Raw genomic sequence first — 17,783 nt, forward strand, 5'->3', positions numbered from 1 at the left:
CTTTATCCGAAAGAAAAATAAAAACTAAGCTGATTCGAGCCTGATGTCTTGAAGCTTGCGGAATCGGACAGAGAGAGGCAAAATGGAGTCATCATCTGACGAAGGGGATGCTGCTATGCCAATTGATTTTCATTCGGATAGAAACCGTTTCACCTATGCGAGCCGGGAAGTGGATGCCAGTTGGTTGGAAAAAATTCGGGGAATTGCAGAAGTCAGTGGCAAGCAAGCCTTGGACCTGGCCTGCGGCGGCGGTATTTATACCAAAGGCCTGGTACAGTTGGGAGCTAGTCATGTCACAGGCCTGGACTTCTCGCAAGAGGTGATCGCAGGTGCCCGGATCAATTGCCAAGGCATCGAAAATATCGAGTTTGTTGTGGGCAATGCGCTCGATACCGGCTTACCGGGTTGCGGATATGATTTGATTCTGCAAAGAGCGTTGCTTCACCATCTGGATGAAGCCGGTATGAAGCAATGTTTATTGGAATGCAACCGTTTACTGCGCAAAGGCGGGGTGCTGCTTATCCAAAACCGCACACCGGAAGACTGCTTGCTGCCTGGGAGCAGTACCCATATTCGCGGTTACTTTTTTGAGCGTTATCCGAAGTTATCGTTCAAGGAGGTTAAACGCCGTTATGCAAGTGATGCAGTAATAAATAGCTTGCGGGATGCAGGTTTTACTAAGGTGGAAGAACATCAGCTTTGGGAGATTCGAAAAATCTACAATGAACCCGAACAGCTATCCGGCGATTTGCTGCAGCGCACGGGCCGTTCTTTGCTGCATGAACTGACCGACGAAGAGCTCGCAGGCCTTGTGGACTATATCGGGCAACAATTAGAATGGCAGACAGGTTCGCCAATCATTGAAAAAGACAGATGGACGATTTGGAAAGCGATTAAATAGATCATGTGAAATTCATAAGCGCAGAGAAGGGGATTATGCATCATTTGGCCCATTTTGTAGACATTTCAAAAAACTAGGCTGCAAGCTGGCGTCGGTACTTAACCGGCGTCAGCTTGTTCAATTTTTTTGAGGAACATTGATCGAAAAGCTGGTGAAAGATGGGATAATGATTACTGCTTTGGTTAGAATAACGACATGTTAAAAATGTTGAATAACCGTAAACAGAATTGATGACAGGAGGAGGGGGGATGCAGACACGATTTTCTGCTTCGTATGACAACTCCGAATCTAAAGATCGCACTTATCTGGTTGCTGACTTGGACCTCAATATAAAGGCACTCAAAGAGGTATTAGGTGAAGCAGACGACGTTTCATTTCGGTCCTTTCGGATTGGCGGAACGGTCAGGGCTGAACTCATCTATATTCCCGGCATGTCGGACAGGCAGGAGATTGACAACAGCATCCTGAAGCCTCTCATGCAATCGATGGATATAGCAGTCAACGATTTGCAGGCGGTGAAACTCAATCTTTTACCCGTCATTTCTGTCGATGAGTTTGCGTCAGCTGAGGAATGTGCCGGGCAATTGATCAAAGGAAATCCCGTGCTCCTTGTTGATGATTGTCCCGGTGCATTAATTTTCGGAATAGCTCAATGGGACAAGCGCAATGTAGAAGAGCCTCAGACTGAAACGTCGTTGCGGGGCCCGCGCGATGGCTTCACCGAATCGATCACGACCAACCTCTCCCAATTGCGGCGCAAAATCCAGAGTGTCAAGCTAAAAGTAAAATCGCTGAGAATGGGAAGTTATACGGGGACTGAAGTCTGTATCGCTTATATCGATGGCTTGGCTAAACCTTCCTTAATACAAGAGGTGCTAAGCCGGCTTGAACGTATCGATATTGACAGCGTGCTGGAAACCGGATACATAGAAGAACTGACAGAAGACCATCCATACTCTCCGTTTCCGCAGCAGCAGTTTACGGAACGGGTTGATATTGCGGCAGCGAGCTTGCTCGAGGGCCGCGTCGTTCTGTTGGTCGACGGCACGCCCGATGTGCTGATCGTTCCCGCGACGCTGGCAACGCTTCTTCAGGCTTCTGACGATTATTACAACCGAGCAATCTATTCCAGCTCATTGCGTTTTTTGCGGTACTGGACGCTTCTTATATCCATGGTGCTTCCGGCAGTGTACGTCGCGATTTTAAATTTTCATCATGAAATGGTGCCAGGCAAGTTGTTGGTCAGCATTGCCTCCGCTCGTGAGGAAATCCCGTTCCCCACTTTCGTGGAAGTCATGATGATGCAACTCGCGTTCGAGGTACTGCGTGAAGCCGGGCTCCGTCTTCCTAGGCAAATCGGTTCGGCTGTTACCATCGTCGGTGCGCTGGTTGTGGGAGAGGCCGCCGTATCAGCAGGACTTGTGTCGGCTCCGATCGTCATTATTATTGCGTTCACGGGTATTGCGGGATTTACAGCGCCGCACTATTCTTTGGAATTCGCCATTCGCCTGTTGAGGCTGCCGCTCATCGTGTTAGGCGGAACACTGGGCATGCTCGGGGTAATGTTTGGCATTATCGCCATTGCTACTCATTTGTGCATGCTGCGCTCTTATGGCGTCCCCTTTTTATCCCCGTTCGCGCCTTTTACTCCAAATGAAATAAAGGATACCATCATTCGGGCTCATCTCTGGAAAATGACAAAGCGCCCCGGTTTTGCGAGTTTGAAAAACCGACATCGGCTGGCACGGGGACAGAAGCCGGGCTCAGGCAGAGGAGGCGGGAAGTGACGTCATATGAACAGAAGGTTATCTTTTACCTGGACGCAAGCTTGTAAGCTGCTACTACTTGTGATGGCGATGACTGTTTTACTATTTACAACAGGATGCTGGGATCGAATGGAAGTCAATGATCTGGCGATTGTGACGACAGCAGGCTTGGACCGGAAGAACGATGGAAAGATTGAATTGTCCTTGGAGATTGTCATCCCCAAGGAGGGAGGAGGTAAGACACAGACGAGCAACAGCAACTCCAAAGGCAACGGATCGACTTTGATTTGGTCCGCTTCGGGAGCAACGGCGGCGGATGCTGCTTCCAGGGTGCAACACAAGCTGTCCCGCACCGTCTACTGGGGGCAGCTTGAAATGCTGGTTGTCGGAGAGGCTTTGTCCCGCAGCGAGTTTCGGGAACAGCTGGATTATCTCGTTCGCGACAACAATATTCGCCTGCGGGTTGAGCCTTTCATCTGCAAGGGAGCAGCACGGGACTTTCTCGCTTCTGCCTCCCCGCTCGAGCAGACCCGAGCGGATTTTCTGGGTGGTGAATCCCGGCGGCTTTTTGGCAGACCGATCACGCTAAACCGCCTGGTACAGCATCTCGACAAAATTTCAGAAGAGGCGATAGTTCCTTACGCCGATACTACGCATGATGGCAAGAAGGGTGTCCCATATGTAAAGGGGTACGCCGTCTTCTCCCGCGACCGAATGGCCGGAGTGATTCAAGGTAAGTCATTCTCGGGAATGAAATGGATATTGAAGCAAGTGAAGGGTGAAGTTGATACGGTGAAGCTGGAGCGGCCTTTCTCTTCGCTCATATCCCTTGAAGTCCTTTCTTCCAGCACCCGGCTGGTTCCTAAACTGGGGGGAGAAACGCCGCATATGAACTTGTTGATCGAAGCCGAGATGAGTGTTGTGCAAAATACGACTCGTTTCAAAACGTCTGATCCGAAATTTATTCACTATGTTGAGAATGCGGAGGCCGACAATATCCGCAATAAGGTTGAGACAGCAATCAAGCAGGCGCAAAGGCTGGAGACCGATATTTTCGGCTTCGGCGAAGCGATCAACCGCCGCAATCCCCGGGAATGGCTGCATTTACAAGGGCGGTGGAAGCAAATTTATCCTTCGATTCAAGCCAATGTAACGGTCAAGGTGAAGATCCGCCAAATTGGGATGAACAATGAACCCGTCGGTTAATCGTGAAAAGAGGTGTTGAGCTAAGTGACTTGGTTGAACGTGGCGGGAACAACCTTCGCAACCGCTTTGATGGTCTGGGCCGAATGGCGCTGTCTGGGAGATAAGCAAAAGAAAGAACGGGCATCGTTGATCGCCACCGCTGGTGTCGCATGGTTCATGGCTATGCTCATACTTCTATTTCCCAATATTCCAGGACCGGTCGAAATATTGAACAGTATATTTAATCCGGTGACTGCCGGGTTGAAGTGAGGGGAGTTTTACCTAATGGTGGAGAAAGGGAAGATTTCCGCAGCGCAGCTAGGTCTGCTTTTTTATTCGGTAGCTGCCTATGACGGAATTCTGTATATTCCGAAAATAACGGGGAAGGAAGCCGGACACGATTTGTGGATATCGCCAATCTGGGCTCACCTGCCGGGTTTGCTCTTCGTACTTATGGTGCTCCGCCTCAGCTGCATGTTTCCGAAGGAAACCATTTTCCAGTACAGCGAGCGGCTTCTCGGGCCCTGGTTTGGCAAAGTCGTGGGGCTTGCCGTCATCATTTACGGTATTAATCTGACCTCCGTTATTTTGAGGGAGTATAGCGATTTCATTTCGGCCGCCTTTTTACAAAAAACGCCCACCCTTGTCGCCATTGGCGGTATGATCTTGCTTGTATCCTATGCTGTCAGAGGAGGTGTGGAGGTTCTGGGGCGGCTAGCGCAGCTGTTCCTGCCGCTTACATTCTTGGTGTTCGGACTGTTGATTTTGTTGTCGATTCCTGAATGGGACGTAAACAATATTTTACCGATTATGGGCAAAGGGATTGCTCCGTCCGTTAAGGGGGCCATTATTCCGTTTAGTTGGTTCTCCGGATATTTGATGCTTGGACTATATTTTCCGTTCGTGTCGAATCAGAGGAAAACGATAGTGTACGTATTATTAACCTGGTTTGCTATCATGCTTACATTGTCTGTCTCTGGCCTGGTGTCCGTCCTTCTTTTTGGCAAGCACATCAGTACATTGAACTATCCGTTTATTGAAGTCGTTCGGTATATAGGGATAGGTAAGTTTATCCAGCACCTCGACGCTTTACTGCTGATCGTTTGGCTCCCCGGGACCTTTATTCAGTTAACCACCTATTTGTACACGGCAGCTTTGGGTGCGAGTCAGTTGTTCGGGCTCAATCAATACCGCCAGCTTGTGTTTCCAATTGGCATGCTTGCGTTGGTGATGAGTATGTGGGAAACTTCCAGCGTTGACGCATTCGAAAAATATTTGGGAACAAGCCATGTCATATTCGATTTCTTCTACATGGTGCTCGGCCTCCTCCTTTTCTTAACGGCATGGATTCGGAAGAGACTAGACCGATTGTAGCAGATTTCTGCGCAGCGTTGTTATACTCTGATGTTTCAGAAATTTGGTATTGCCGAGGCAAGAAAGGTGCCCGTAGAAAAAGTGTTTGAAGAAGTGATTTATCCCCTGGTGCCTCAGAAACGTTTGTTGTCAAATTAAGAGCAACCCCGAATTGGGAGTTGCTCTTAATTTTTATCGAAATGGTCAATGATGATTTTCTTTACATGTCTTTCTACATGACTATATCGGTCTTTTATAGGCTGACAAAGAATGACCTTCCAAGTGATCGGATGATGAAAGGGAACTTCAATGATGTCAGAGATATTGAAAAAATCATGAACTGGTGAAGGCAAAATAGTTATGAATCTTGAGTGTTTGGTTACTTGTAAAAGAAAGTCCCAAGACGCTGTGCTGGGCAAGGATTTCCCTATAGTATTAATTTATTTTACGGCTTATATAAAAAATTGGTTTTAGACAGAGCTTTGAAAGCGGTTTATTGTTAGTCTCGTAAGCGGTCTTAACATTTCTAGCTTTGACAAAATTAAATCATAAAAATGGATTTAACATGTTTCCGTGAGAAGTCCCCTTCCTCTGAGCCTATGCTTTCGAAGCGAGTTTTGTTTGAAGTTTATTCAGGAAGCAGCGCTCACAAAACTTTGAGTAGGGGATGAATCTCGGTTAGGCGAAGCCTAAATGCACTCGTCTATTGTATGAGGCGCGCACTTTCCTAGTCGAATGTTTGTGTGGTATGATGGGAATATACGTTCTTATTAAGGCGGTGACCCTTCGTGCAAATCACGTATCAATTTTGCCTCTACCCGACCCCTGAACAGGAAGAACTCATGATTCGAACGTTGATCTTGTGTCGGAAGCTGTAACGTATCTGTCGTATAAAGCCGCAAGACAGGGGAAGCGACTCGTACAAGTGCCCGCCCACGGCGCATCGCAAACCTGCATATGCGGTGCGGATGTTCCCAAAACGTTGGCGATCCGGCTTCATGAATGCAAAGCATGCGGACTGGTGCAGGACAGGGACATCGTTTCGGCCCAGGTCATTTTGCAGCGGGCTTTGAACATCGTAGCGTGATGGACTGAATACCGTAGGGAGGGTTTGCCCCGAACGGGATGCGTGCCGCATCGAACGCTTGTGGAGATCCAGTCAGACCTTTCCTACAGAAAGGCAGCGATCGTCGAAACAAGAAGCCCCCGCCTCTTCAGGCGATAGGAACATTCACGAGTGTACTTGGGCTGAATATTACCCCAACATCTTCTCTTTATAGCAATATTCTATTAATACTTGCTCTGGGTACCGCTTTCGGTATGCTTTTATATTGGATTTTAGTTGCTAGAAAATCGAATATTAATGTTAGTCCTTCTGAAGAAAATTGAACCAAACAAGATATAGGACCTCCAAACGACATTGAATCGGCGTGCAATTACATCTGCTTTGCGGGTGGTATCAGCTTCGCTGGTACTCCCCTTGTTCCTGATATGTTCACATCCACTAAATATGGTAATATTAATGGGTACTGGCCCACGTTAAAGCAAGTTAAAAAGTTGGGAGGTTAGTTATGAGAAAAGTTGAAGTAACGCCATACAACAAGCAATGGGCTTGGATGTATGAGGAAGAAGCAAACAAACTGAGACTTATCTTCGGCGAGCAGTTGGCCGCCATTCACCACATCGGCAGCACGTCTGTCCCAGGATTAGAAGCAAAGCCAGTCATCGACATCATGCCTGTTGTTAATGACATCAAATTGGTCGATGAATACAATCATTACATGCAAGAGATCGGATATGAACCAAAAGGCGAGAACGGAATAACGGGACGAAGGTTCTTCCAAAAAGGTGGGGACGACAGGACTCATCATGTCCATATTTTTCAAGTTGGGAACTTTGATATTGAACGACATCTAGCATTCCGGGATTATTTAAGAGAACACCCAAAAGCGGTTCAAGAATATGGGCAATTGAAACAACAACTGGCCGGGCAGTTTCCGTACGATATCGAATCGTATATCAACGGAAAAAACCAGCTCGTATTGGAAATCGAACGAAAAGCGATGGAATGGGAGGCTTCAAGAAAATGACTGATTCATACCTCCACGTTCTCAAAGAATGTGTCATCGAGACAGGGAAAAATAGTTTGCGGCACTTGGAAGGACATATTGATATAGGTTCGAAAGCATCGCACAAAGAATTAGTTACATTTGTAGACCGCCAAAATGAGCAAATGGTAGTCCAACGAATAAAGGAAAACTTTCCTCATCACAAAATTATGGGAGAAGAAAGTTACACAGGTGAAGTTTTTGAGCCGAATGACTACGTTTGGATTATTGACCCGATTGATGGGACAACCAACTATTTGCATCAAAAACAAAGCTTTGCGATCTCAATCGCTTTATACCAGAATGGACAAGGGATTTGTGGGGCCATTTATAATCCTTCCACTGATGAGCTTTTTTGGGCAGAGAAAGGTTCAGGAGCCTATCTGAACAATAAACGACTTTTGATGAATTCTGCATCTGTGGCATTAAGCCATTCATTAATTTCCGCGTATATTCGATATGATCAGGAAGAAAAGGAACTTGGGTTTGAAAAGTTTGTACATCATATAGCCAATGAATCAAGAGGAATCCGCATGATTGGATGCGGCTCTCTGGAACTGGCTTATGTGGCCTGCGGACGATTCAATGCGTATTTTAGTTCACTTCAAAAACCGTGGGATTTTGCGGCAGGTAAATTGTTAGTCGAAGAAGCAGGCGGTAAAATTACTTGTTTAAACGGAGACCCGATTAATGCATATCTGCCTGGCAGCAGTATTCTTGCGGCCAGTAAGGAACTTCATCAGGAAATATTAAATATGTCCAAGACAATTTTGTACATATAGACGCGAGTTTGACCGTAAACTGCTCCAGAGATTACATTTAAAACCGCTGCCAGGAAAAAAACAGCGCTGTCGAAACCGGACTAATTTGATTTAGCCCAAGAAATATTTCATACGATAACCTCCAGCCATATATAGTTGTTGTAACCCGGCTACGATTTCATTATGCACCTGCCCTGCGTTAGACCGGTAGTTCATTCATACAGATTTCTTGCCTAATTCTCCAGCGTTTGAAAAAAACAGGCATAACTCTACAGCAGATTACATCGCTTCAGTTGACTTGCTGACGGACACTACCAACAAGGTGGTGTCCGTTTTATTAATTAGATACATTTTAAATAAGAACAGCCCAAATCTGTGGTTTTTATGTTGTAAATACTACCGAGATACGATATCAGGATAAAATTACGTTGTTGTTGGATTGCAAATGACCAAAAAACAAGGTTAAACATGTCATTTCCCATGGATTCTTTGGTGTGATTCAGTTAAGATAAATGTAATGGTATGAAATACATAGTCTGGAGGGTAAGGATGCATTCTTCCTATAGCGAAGTGGAGAAAAGAAGGAAAGATATATTGCAGGAATTAGAGGAACGCGACAAAGTCTATGTAAAGGAACTCGCCGTAAAATTCGGCGTGACAACCGAGACCATTCGGCGAGACCTGGACAAGCTGGAGAGTCTGAACAAATTAAAAAAAATATTTGGTGGAGCGATCAAAACGAGTCACCAAAAGCTGGAATGGATATATAACGATCGGGAGTCGATTAATCTGGAGGTCAAAAGAAAACTGGCTGCTGAGGCAGCCGAATGGGTGGAGGACAATGATATTATATTCCTTCTGGCAGGAAGCACCGTCGCCCAAATGCCGCCATTCTTAAGAGAAAAAAAAGAGCTTACGGTGGTCAGCAATTCCGTTCCAATTATTTTTGAATTCGCTCAATATAAGCGAAATGGGGATTTTAACGGGCGAGTGATTCAAATTGGCGGAGAGTTTCAAGTTTCCTCAATGGGGATGTCGGGTGTACTTGCTCAAGACATGTTAAGAGACATTACCGTAAACAAAGCTTTTTTTTCCTGCGGAGGCTTTACGCCTGACAATATCAGTACGTTTCAAAGCGAGACCGCGCTCATGATGAAAAGGTTGCTAACTCAAAGCCAAAAGAAAGTGCTGATAGCAGATGCTTCTAAAATGGGAGTCAAGCATCTGTATAAAGTAACTTCCCTGCTTGAGGTGGACATGATTATTACGGATACTGACTTGCCTGAAGATTGGAAACCACACACTGAATTGTCCTTATTACAATGGGTGTCTATTTAATTTCAAGAGAATTGCGATATAAGCAGCACGTCGTTTGAAAACAAATGGCGTGTTGTTTTTATTTTGGTTTTTATTTGTATTTATGAAAATTTACAATAACAATATGTTGGTTTTATGATTATATTACATTTCCTTGTTATGATTTCGTTGTAGAAACCACATGAAATGAAAGGGGAAGCCAACCATCAATGATACAAAGGAGTGTGTATGGATAAACATTGGGTTTTTGAAAGGAAGAGGGGTTTGAGCGGGCAAACGGTGAAAAACAAAAAAGGCATAGCTAAATGGGCGTATACGAACTTGACTGCTTATATATTGGTTTTTCCAGCCATTTTTCTTCTTGTTGTATTTCATCTTTATCCAATGTGTATGACATTTTTTCTTAGCCTGACGGACTGGAATCTGATTGCACCTGATTTTAATTGGATTTTTGCAGGCAATTATGTTCGGATGCTTACCGCATCCGAATTTTGGAGTGTCGTTGGACACACGTTTATATTTGGAATCTTCTCCGTCGGCCTTACGGTCTTGCTGGCTACTGTGCTGGCTGTTGTACTGGACGAAAAAATGCGGGGCGTCAGGTGGTTTCGCTCGGTCGTATTTTTGCCCTACATTACGCCGATGGCGGCAATCGGAACCCTATGGGTATGGATGTACAACCAGAATTTTGGTCTGATCAACTGGGTGCTAGAATTCTTCTCTATTCCTCCCGCTCCATGGCTGGCAAAACCGGGGTGGGCCATGGCTGCGCTAATTATTACGAAAGTATGGAAGGTGGTCGGCTACTATATGGTGATTCTGCTGGCTGGCAAGCAAAACATAGCGGACTCCCTGTATGAAGCGGCCAAGATGGATGGAGCGGGAAGGCTGCAGTTATTTACCCGGATTACGCTGCCGCTGCTCTCTCCTTATATTTTGTTTGTTGTGATCGTCGCGTTAATTGGCGCTTTTGAAGATTTCGATCTGCTGTTTACGATGACCCGCGGCGGGCCGGCAGAAAGCACAAATATGATCATTTATTACATTTACCAGCATGCCTTTGAATTTTTTGATATCGGCTACGCTTCCGCAGCTTCATCGGCGCTTTTTGTTATCCTTATGCTCATCACATTTATCCAAATGAAAGTCTCCAAAAGGTGGGTGCACTATTAATGAGATTGCAGCAATTTGCTCTTAGATGGTTCGGATTCGCCCTTTTGAGTCTTTTTTCAATCGTTATGTTATTTCCTTTTATTTGGATGTTGAGCAGTTCATTAAAGAGCGCCGATCAAGTGTACATGTTTCCTCCTACGTTGATCCCGGAAGTGTTCCGCTGGGAAAATTACGTGGAAATATGGAAGCTGGCTCCGCTGGCCCGGTATCTATTCAATAGCTTATTTACAGCAAGTATCACTATCATGGTGCAACTGCTATTGATCATTCCAGCGGCTTATGCTTTTGCCAGACTTCGGTTTAAGGGAAGCGGTTTTCTGTTTCTCTTGGTCCTTGCTACCATGATGATTCCGGACCAGGTTACGTTTATTCCTAATTTTTTGACAATCAAACAATTAGGGTGGGTGGATACGTATATGGGTTTGATCGCGCCATTCACCGTAAAAGCCTTCGGCATATTTATGCTGCGGCAAGCCTTTATGCAAGTGCCGAAAGAGCTTGAGGAAGCGGCTATTCTCGATGGCTGCGGGCATACCAGAATCATGCGCCATCTTATGATGCCTTTATCGGGAGCGGCTGTTGTGACGTATATCTTGTTGTCCTTTATCTGGAATTACAATGAATTGTTTTGGCCGCTCATTGTAACCAACAATGAAAATTTGCGGACAGTTCAGTTAGGACTGTCGCGATTTATGGAAGAAGGCGGCGGCGGTAGCGGAGGAACGCAGTGGAATTTGGTCATGGCCGCTGCTGCAGTCATTATTGCTCCATTAGTCGTAATCTTTATTTCCATGCAGAAGTTTATTGTCAAAGGCGTGGCCACTACGGGTTTAAAGTAAGCGATAAGCCATTAAAAAAACGAGGTGAAACCATTGAAACGTACATTCATTAAAAGTGTTCTCGTGGCGTCAAGTTTGGTTATGGTACTTGCAGGTTGCGGGCAAGGAGTTTCGTCTTCCTCCTCATCAGAGCAAAATAGCAAGCAGGGTCCGGTACAAATCGAGTTCTGGTACGGCAATAGCGGCGTGATCGGGGAAACCACCAAAGATTTGGTCGAGCAATTTAATCAATCGCAAGATGAGGTAAAGGTCAATGCGGTGTTCCAGGAAAGTACGAATAATATCGGCAAGAAATTATTGACGGCTATTGTGGGCAATTCGGTACCGGATGTTGTTCAGTTGAACGCGAGATTCTGGCCAGCCTTTGCTTACAATAAAGCATTGCTGCCGCTTGACCCTTATATTCAAAATGATGCGGAGTTTGACTACAGCGATTTTGTGGACAGCTTTGTAGACGACACTTTAATCGAAGGAAAGACATACACCATTCCCTTCAACCGGAGTACACCGATCTTATATTACAATAAAGATATCGTGAAGGAGATCGGGCTTGATCCGGAGCACCCGGTAACCAATTGGGATGATATGATGGCCGCTGCGAAGAAAGCAACCGTCGTCAAGGATGGGAAGACAGAACGATTCGGCTATGCGTCATTGCTGCCTCCCCTCTATTACTACTCGTTGATGTGGTCCAATGGCGGAGATATTCTCAGCCCGGATCAAAAGGATGTTGTGATCGACCAAGCCCCGGCGATTCAAGGCCTGGAAATGTACCGGAAAATGATATATGACGATAAAACCATGATGCAGCCTCTCGGCGGGAATAGAGACGGCGATCAGGAAATGATCAATTTCCAAAACGGCAAGGTAGCTTTCCTGCTGGCCTCGACAGGAGACCTGAACCAGATCCAAAACAATGTCAAGTTTGAGCTTGGCGTCGATTTTGTGCCAAAGTTTAAAGAATATGCCGTTCCTTCGACTTCCGGGGGAAATCTCGCCATTGTGGCGAAGGCCCCAAAGGAAAAGCAAGATGCGGCCTGGAAGTTCATCAAGTTCCTTACCGATAAGCAGCAAACCATTTATTTTGCCCAGCATACCGGATATATGCCGATTCGAAAATCTGCTGTTGAAGCGCCTGAAATGGTGAAGTTTTATAAAGAAAATCCGTTCTTCAAAATCACTGTCGACCAACTTCCCTACGGTAGGGGAATCCCGGTTGTGCCTGACTTCGAAAAGATTGAGGCTGAAATCCAAAATGCGCTCGGGAAAACTTATGCTGAAAATGTTCCGGCCCAAGAATCGATGAAGGAAGCTGCCGACAAGATACGCGAGCTGTTGAAGAAATAGAGAGGACTGAGAAATCATGGGGAAAATGGATGAAAAGAAAAGTCCTTCGGGACAGCGGGTACTCATTATTGGAACGGACGGATTAAGGCCTGATCAGGTTGAAGCCGATACGATGCCTACTTATTACCAGTTAATGAAAAGCGGCACGGTGTTTACATCTTTTTATTCCGTTTATCCATCGCTGACACGGGTGTGCATGGCCTCATTAACGACTGGCTCCTATCCGGGGCAGCATGGTGTGATGGGCAATCTCATGTATGCGCCCCGTTTTTCGGAAGACGGATTGCTCCAGACAGGAGACCATAGGGAAATATTACAATTTAAGCAGCGAACGGGGGAAGAGGTGCTCTTGCTTCCGACATTAGGGGATCGATTAGCCCAAGCGAACTTGCGTTTAACGGTTTCGGCCGGAAGTTCGCCGGGAGCATCGTTGATCTGGAATTTTCATCATCCGCAGCATGTTATGAATCCGTCTACCGACTACGGTCTCCCGGAGCTTGGCCAATTGCATACTGCGCGTGGCCCGGTCGCTGACGAAACCGATGTCTCGATCCGCAAGAAGGAACGCACTTTATGGGCCGCTCGCACGCTCATTGAACAGCAATTGCCCGATGAACAGAATACCGTTATGGTGCTGTGGCTTCCCGAACCGGACGAAACGCAACATTATTGCGGGATCGGTTCGCAAGAGGCTAAACAAGCCCAAAGGCTGGTGGATCAATGTTTGTCCGAGATTTTGGAGGCTGTCTCACGACTTGGCCTTGAGGATGAATTGGATATCATGCTCATCAGTGATCACGGGCATTCTACTGCTAACATGGTTGGTAGTCTGGAGCATTATTTGAATCAAGCCCGGAAAGAATTGAATAGAGAACTGAATTTTATCGCGGTGGACGCTTTCATTTATGGGGACGAGCATCAAGTTGAGGAATTGCAGGCGCTCGCTGACTGGTTATCCGGTCAAACCTGGTGCGGTATGTTATTGGCGAAAGAACCACTTCATCAGCAGCTGAAAAATGCTCTGCCCCTAAGTTCGGTGATCGGCAGCATTGCTCACGAGAGAGCCCCTCTGTTGGCCGTTGTTCCAGCGTGGACCGATGAATTAAATCAGGATGGCATTCAAGGAGTTGTTCATTATTTAAATACCAAAACGGAGAATAAGGCCTACCATGGCTCCATCCGAAATGAAGATATGCGGCCGTTTTGCATGGGATTCGGCCCGAGCTTTAAAAAAGGTTATGTGACAGACATACCGGCAGGCATCATTGATATTGCGCCAACGGCTTTGCATTTAGTTGGAGTTACAGGCGAAAGCGGCTTTGCGGGAAGGGTTCTATTTGAAGGTTTGAAAGGCCACGAGGAGCAGGCGGTTCAGCACGACGCTGTGAAGTATGAGGACATATATGCGGATTCCGAACAAACAAAAGGAATTTCGATCGCTGAAGTGAATGGGTCAACATATCTCACCGATTGTTTTTGTGAAAATACGAGAAAAGCACTTTTGAAAACCAGGTTTTGAATCACATTCAGCCTTAAAAAGGTCGATTTTTCTGATAACAGAGAAATCGACCTTTTTTATTGCTTTTAGACTTCTGTGTGCAAAGATGCAAGGGGATAACTTCTCGGCATTGAGTTGATTGGAGATTGTCAATGCGAAAAAACAACATATTGCTTGGGAACAAATGATATGTTGTTTTTATTTTGTTTTATATTGGATTTTTAGAAAATTAACAATATAAATTATGTTGTTTTTACGCTCTTTTTACATTTGGATGTTATGATTTCATAGTAGAAACCACATAAAACGAAAGGGGAGTCAACCATTGAATGATCAACTGAGTCATCGGGTCCGTACGCTAAATCCTTATATCGGAGCAGAATTAAGAGATAAAGTCGAAGCACTTCGCCGATCGGGCCGCAAACTTATCGCCCTTAACGTAGGCGAACCGGATTTTCCCACACCGATGCATATTGCTTATGCAGGTATAGAAGCAATTATTAAAGGTGTGACGAAATATACCCCCGTGCAGGGTACACATGATGTTCGGCAGGCAGTATGCGACAAACTCAAGAGAGATAACAGTCTTAGTTATAGCCCGGAGGAGGTGGTCATCACCACTGGAGCTAAACAGGCCGTGGCGAATGCGCTGCTCTCGATTTGCAATGAGGGCGACGAAGTGCTTTTGCCGATTCCCTGCTGGGGAAGTTACCCTGAAATGATCGCCTATGCAGGGGCGGTTCCTGTATTTGTTGAAACCGAACCTGAACAAGACTTTCAACTGAACGTGGAGCGGCTTGACAGTAAAATAACCCCCAAGACGCGGGTTATTTTGCTGACAAATCCCAATAATCCAACCGGGACGGTTCTTGATCGGGAAACGTTGTATGCCATCGGCATGATCGCTGTTCGTCATGATCTTTACATTATTGCGGATGAAATCTATGAACATTTGATTTATGGCGAGAAAGTTCCTTCGATCGCGGCTTTAAGCGAGGAAATTAAATTACGGACGATTACGATAAACGGGTTATCCAAGGCGCATGCTATGACAGGCTGGAGAATCGGGTACGCTTGCGGTCCATTGCCCGTGATCCGCGCCATGACGGTCATTCAAAGCTACACCACCTCCAATCCAAGCTCGATCGGTCAATATGCGGCAATTGCAGCGCTCAAGGATGAAGGGGATTCGGTCAAGGAAATGACAAAATCTTTTGATGAACGAAGGCAATATCTGATTCGTGAAATTCGATCGATTGAGGGGTTGGCATGCCCCGATGCAAGAGGCGCTTTTTACTTGATGGTAGATGTGTCTCATTACTTTGGCTCTGTTTATGAGAAGGGGACGATTGCCAGCAGCAAGGACTTTGCAGAATTTTTGCTGGATCAAGCGGGTATCGTTGTGACGCCGGGGGAAATGTTTCAGGCTCCCCGTTTTATTCGGCTTTCCTATGCCACATCCATGACACAATTGCAGGAAGCCGTTGCATTGATCAGGACGGCGCTGACTTCATTAGCTGTAAAGAAAGGGTGAGGCGTTATGTCAACAAAATTTTGGGAAAACAAGGAATCGGACATGCTCGACCTGCTTGAGGAGCTTGTCAATATCGATAGCGGGACATTTGATAAAGCTGGTGTGGATCAGGTGGGGAATGTGCTGACCTCTGCTTACCAGGCTCTGGGATTTCAGGTTGCGGTCGACCGGCAATCCGAGCGGGGGGATCATTTGATCATTACTCATCCGGAGGCACAGCATCCGGACATCTTGATTATTGGACATATGGATACGGTATTTCCTGTGGGTACTGCACAAAGCCGGCCATTTTCACGTGATGAATCCTTTGCTTATGGACCCGGCGTATACGATATGAAGGCCAGCTTGATCATGACGCTGATTGCGGTAGAATCATTGGTCGAACAAGGAGATGAGAGCTTCAAGCGGGTCAAAATCATTCTGAATTCGGACGAAGAGCATGGTTCGATTTATTCCAGGAAATTGATTGAGCGGGAAGCGGAAGGCATGAAGTATGCTTTGATCGTTGAACCGAGTGATATGACGGGGGAGCTTGTAACCGGCAGACGCGGGGGCGGTAAATTCGAACTGCATGTAACCGGAAAGGCGGCGCATTCCGGAGAAGAACCGGAAAAAGGACGAAGCGCCATTGGCGAACTTGCGCATAAAATTATTCAACTTCATGCTTTGACCGATCCAAGTGCAGGCGTCCATGTCAATGTCGGGGTGATTAGCGGCGGAACAACTCCCAACACAATTGCTGCCCATGCCAAGGCTTCTATTGATGTACGAATGAAGACGCCGGAACAGGCCACAGAACTGGAGCGCAAAATCAAGCACATTTGCTCGGCGCCAACGATTGAAGGAACAACATTGGTCCTGCAAGGTGGGATTACAAGACCTCCGATGATAAAAAATGCGAACTCCGGGCATTTGTTGAATATCGTTCAGGAAGAAGCGCTGCAGTTGGGAGAGTCGTTAACGGATAAGAATATAGGTTCAGGGTCAGATGGCAACCTGACTGCGGCAGTTGGGGTAGCGACGATTGATGCGCTAGGTCCGCTTGGCGGCAACGCGCATACTGCGGACGAATTTATGGTGATCGAAAGCTTAGTGCCGAGAACAAGGCTGCTGGCTAACGTGATTAAACGGTTAGGCCGTGAATAAACCTTTTCAGATTTATTGTTGAATTGGCCATAATTTTTAAGGGGGATACTTCCTTGCGAAACAACATGAAGCAAAAGCTTTTGGCAGGTAAAGCAGCTTTAGGGGTCTCAATTATGATCCCTTCTGTTCAACTTGTAGAGATGGCCGGAAAATTAGGATACGATTGGGTGCTGATTGATTGCGAGCATGGCTCCATATCCTTGGAAACCGTCGAGTACATGGTAATGGCAGCGGAAGCGAGCAACATTACACCCATCATTAGACCGCAAAAAAACGATCCGGAGCTAATCGGGCAATACATGGATCGTGGTGTGATGGGGATCCAAGCGCCACATGTCAGTTCTGCGGCAGAGGCTCAGGAAATCGTAAACGCTGTAAAATACCATCCGATTGGCAACAGAAGTCTTGCCGTGGGAACACGCTCTGCCAATTACGGATTCGGGATCACTTTAACTGAATATTCTCAAGCAGCTAATCAAGATCTGTTGGTCTGCGTCCAAATTGAGGACAAGGATGCTGTGGATAATCTTGATTCTATCGCTAAAGTTGAAGGAATTGACGTGTTGTTTATAGGCCCATCCGACCTTTCCCAATCTCTTGGACATCCCGGAAATGCCGGGCATCCTGTGGTAAAAAAGGTTATAGATGATGCGATTTCAAAAATCATAGAATCCGGAAAATTGGCGGGTACGGCAGGTAATCTTGAATTAACGCCAAAACGTTTGGAGCAAGGCGTTAAATATTATTATACGCATTTAACAACACTGCTGGCTTATTCATCTTCCGTATTCTTAGGAAATGCCAAGGATTGAATTCCCAAACTATAAATTTTTAGCCGTTGATTATTGAGAGGAG

At 46.1% G+C, this 17,783-nt stretch carries 17 protein-coding genes and 1 pseudogene; all 18 read left to right on the top strand.

Annotation, left to right across the window (positions count from 1 at the left end; all coding sequences use genetic code 11):
• Nucleotides 1–115: 115 nt before the first annotated feature.
• The 18 genes and pseudogenes from ACI1P2_RS24925 to ACI1P2_RS25010 all read left to right on the top strand — a co-directional run bounded on the left by ACI1P2_RS24925 (nucleotide 116) and on the right by ACI1P2_RS25010 (nucleotide 17,740).
• Entirely contained in the window at nucleotides 116–901 is a 786-nt protein-coding gene (locus ACI1P2_RS24925) for a class I SAM-dependent methyltransferase (RefSeq protein WP_408976340.1), read from the top strand.
• 248 nt (nucleotides 902–1,149) lie between these two features.
• Nucleotides 1,150–2,688, top strand: coding sequence for a spore germination protein (locus tag ACI1P2_RS24930; protein ID WP_355324366.1), 1,539 nt, complete (start codon nucleotides 1,150–1,152; stop codon nucleotides 2,686–2,688).
• A 6-nt stretch (nucleotides 2,689–2,694) separates the two neighbouring features.
• Nucleotides 2,695–3,873, top strand: a complete 1,179-nt coding sequence (locus tag ACI1P2_RS24935) for a Ger(x)C family spore germination protein (protein ID WP_355324369.1) — start codon at nucleotides 2,695–2,697, stop codon at nucleotides 3,871–3,873.
• 24 nt (nucleotides 3,874–3,897) lie between these two features.
• Complete coding sequence (locus tag ACI1P2_RS24940) at nucleotides 3,898–4,122, top strand: hypothetical protein (protein WP_355324371.1); 225 nt, start codon at nucleotides 3,898–3,900, stop codon at nucleotides 4,120–4,122.
• A 15-nt stretch (nucleotides 4,123–4,137) separates the two neighbouring features.
• Entirely contained in the window at nucleotides 4,138–5,226 is a 1,089-nt protein-coding gene (locus ACI1P2_RS24945) for a GerAB/ArcD/ProY family transporter (RefSeq protein ID WP_355324373.1), read from the top strand.
• 48 nt (nucleotides 5,227–5,274) lie between these two features.
• Nucleotides 5,275–5,358, top strand: a pseudogene (locus tag ACI1P2_RS24950) (3-hydroxybutyrate dehydrogenase); the annotation flags it as partial.
• 635 nt (nucleotides 5,359–5,993) lie between these two features.
• Complete coding sequence (locus tag ACI1P2_RS24955) at nucleotides 5,994–6,083, top strand: helix-turn-helix domain-containing protein (RefSeq protein ID WP_355324376.1); 90 nt, start codon at nucleotides 5,994–5,996, stop codon at nucleotides 6,081–6,083.
• Complete coding sequence (locus ACI1P2_RS24960) at nucleotides 6,068–6,292, top strand: transposase (protein WP_355324379.1); 225 nt, start codon at nucleotides 6,068–6,070, stop codon at nucleotides 6,290–6,292. The genes ACI1P2_RS24955 and ACI1P2_RS24960 overlap by 16 nt, the downstream gene beginning before the upstream one ends.
• A 484-nt stretch (nucleotides 6,293–6,776) precedes the next feature.
• The gene (locus ACI1P2_RS24965) at nucleotides 6,777–7,295 is read left to right on the top strand and encodes a GrpB family protein (RefSeq protein WP_355324382.1); all 519 of its coding nucleotides are present in this window, start codon (nucleotides 6,777–6,779) and stop codon (nucleotides 7,293–7,295) included.
• Nucleotides 7,292–8,095, top strand: a complete 804-nt coding sequence (locus ACI1P2_RS24970; RefSeq protein ID WP_355324385.1) for an inositol monophosphatase family protein — start codon at nucleotides 7,292–7,294, stop codon at nucleotides 8,093–8,095. Before ACI1P2_RS24965 ends, ACI1P2_RS24970 begins: the two co-directional genes overlap by 4 nt.
• Before the next feature lie 549 nt (nucleotides 8,096–8,644).
• A complete protein-coding gene (locus tag ACI1P2_RS24975; RefSeq protein WP_408976341.1) occupies nucleotides 8,645–9,412 on the top strand; it encodes a DeoR/GlpR family DNA-binding transcription regulator in 768 nt (255 codons plus the stop codon).
• A gap of 369 nt (nucleotides 9,413–9,781) precedes the next feature.
• The gene (locus ACI1P2_RS24980) at nucleotides 9,782–10,564 is read left to right on the top strand and encodes a carbohydrate ABC transporter permease (protein WP_408976342.1); all 783 of its coding nucleotides are present in this window, start codon (nucleotides 9,782–9,784) and stop codon (nucleotides 10,562–10,564) included.
• 125 nt (nucleotides 10,565–10,689) lie between these two features.
• Nucleotides 10,690–11,403: a carbohydrate ABC transporter permease gene (locus tag ACI1P2_RS24985; protein WP_408976343.1), complete on the top strand. Its 714-nt coding sequence runs from the start codon at nucleotides 10,690–10,692 to the stop codon at nucleotides 11,401–11,403.
• 24 nt (nucleotides 11,404–11,427) lie between these two features.
• Nucleotides 11,428–12,750 (top strand): ABC transporter substrate-binding protein, encoded by a 1,323-nt coding sequence (locus ACI1P2_RS24990; RefSeq protein ID WP_355324397.1) that lies wholly within the window; start codon nucleotides 11,428–11,430, stop codon nucleotides 12,748–12,750.
• A gap of 16 nt (nucleotides 12,751–12,766) precedes the next feature.
• Nucleotides 12,767–14,269: an alkaline phosphatase family protein gene (locus tag ACI1P2_RS24995; protein ID WP_408976344.1), complete on the top strand. Its 1,503-nt coding sequence runs from the start codon at nucleotides 12,767–12,769 to the stop codon at nucleotides 14,267–14,269.
• Nucleotides 14,270–14,573: 304 nt separating this feature from the next.
• Nucleotides 14,574–15,782 (top strand): pyridoxal phosphate-dependent aminotransferase, encoded by a 1,209-nt coding sequence (locus tag ACI1P2_RS25000; protein WP_355324406.1) that lies wholly within the window; start codon nucleotides 14,574–14,576, stop codon nucleotides 15,780–15,782.
• 6 nt (nucleotides 15,783–15,788) lie between these two features.
• Nucleotides 15,789–16,928 carry a M20 family metallopeptidase gene (locus ACI1P2_RS25005; protein WP_355324409.1) on the top strand — a complete coding sequence of 380 codons (1,140 nt, stop codon included), beginning with the start codon at nucleotides 15,789–15,791 and terminating at the stop codon, nucleotides 16,926–16,928.
• Between the two features lie 65 nt (nucleotides 16,929–16,993).
• Nucleotides 16,994–17,740 carry an HpcH/HpaI aldolase family protein gene (locus tag ACI1P2_RS25010; protein WP_408976345.1) on the top strand — a complete coding sequence of 249 codons (747 nt, stop codon included), beginning with the start codon at nucleotides 16,994–16,996 and terminating at the stop codon, nucleotides 17,738–17,740.
• Nucleotides 17,741–17,783: the final 43 nt, after the last annotated feature.

It is taken from the genome of Paenibacillus jiangxiensis (genome assembly GCF_046098255.1).
In the GTDB taxonomy this organism is placed as follows: domain Bacteria; phylum Bacillota; class Bacilli; order Paenibacillales; family Paenibacillaceae; genus Paenibacillus; species Paenibacillus jiagnxiensis.

What these genes read in the sequence shown, in the direction of transcription:
- ACI1P2_RS24980 (WP_408976342.1), top strand. Translation starts at nt 9,782, where the DNA reads ATGACATTTTTTCTTAGCCTGACGGACTGGAATCTGATTGCACCTGAT.
- ACI1P2_RS24930 (WP_355324366.1), top strand. Translation starts at nt 1,150, where the DNA reads ATGCAGACACGATTTTCTGCTTCGTATGACAACTCCGAATCTAAAGAT.
- ACI1P2_RS24995 (WP_408976344.1), top strand. Translation starts at nt 12,767, where the DNA reads ATGGGGAAAATGGATGAAAAGAAAAGTCCTTCGGGACAGCGGGTACTC.
- ACI1P2_RS24985 (WP_408976343.1), top strand. Translation starts at nt 10,690, where the DNA reads ATGTTTCCTCCTACGTTGATCCCGGAAGTGTTCCGCTGGGAAAATTAC.
- ACI1P2_RS24965 (WP_355324382.1), top strand. Translation starts at nt 6,777, where the DNA reads ATGAGAAAAGTTGAAGTAACGCCATACAACAAGCAATGGGCTTGGATG.
- ACI1P2_RS25005 (WP_355324409.1), top strand. Translation starts at nt 15,789, where the DNA reads ATGTCAACAAAATTTTGGGAAAACAAGGAATCGGACATGCTCGACCTG.
- ACI1P2_RS24925 (WP_408976340.1), top strand. Translation starts at nt 116, where the DNA reads ATGCCAATTGATTTTCATTCGGATAGAAACCGTTTCACCTATGCGAGC.
- ACI1P2_RS24935 (WP_355324369.1), top strand. Translation starts at nt 2,695, where the DNA reads ATGAACAGAAGGTTATCTTTTACCTGGACGCAAGCTTGTAAGCTGCTA.
- ACI1P2_RS24945 (WP_355324373.1), top strand. Translation starts at nt 4,138, where the DNA reads ATGGTGGAGAAAGGGAAGATTTCCGCAGCGCAGCTAGGTCTGCTTTTT.
- ACI1P2_RS24970 (WP_355324385.1), top strand. Translation starts at nt 7,292, where the DNA reads ATGACTGATTCATACCTCCACGTTCTCAAAGAATGTGTCATCGAGACA.
- ACI1P2_RS25010 (WP_408976345.1), top strand. Translation starts at nt 16,994, where the DNA reads ATGAAGCAAAAGCTTTTGGCAGGTAAAGCAGCTTTAGGGGTCTCAATT.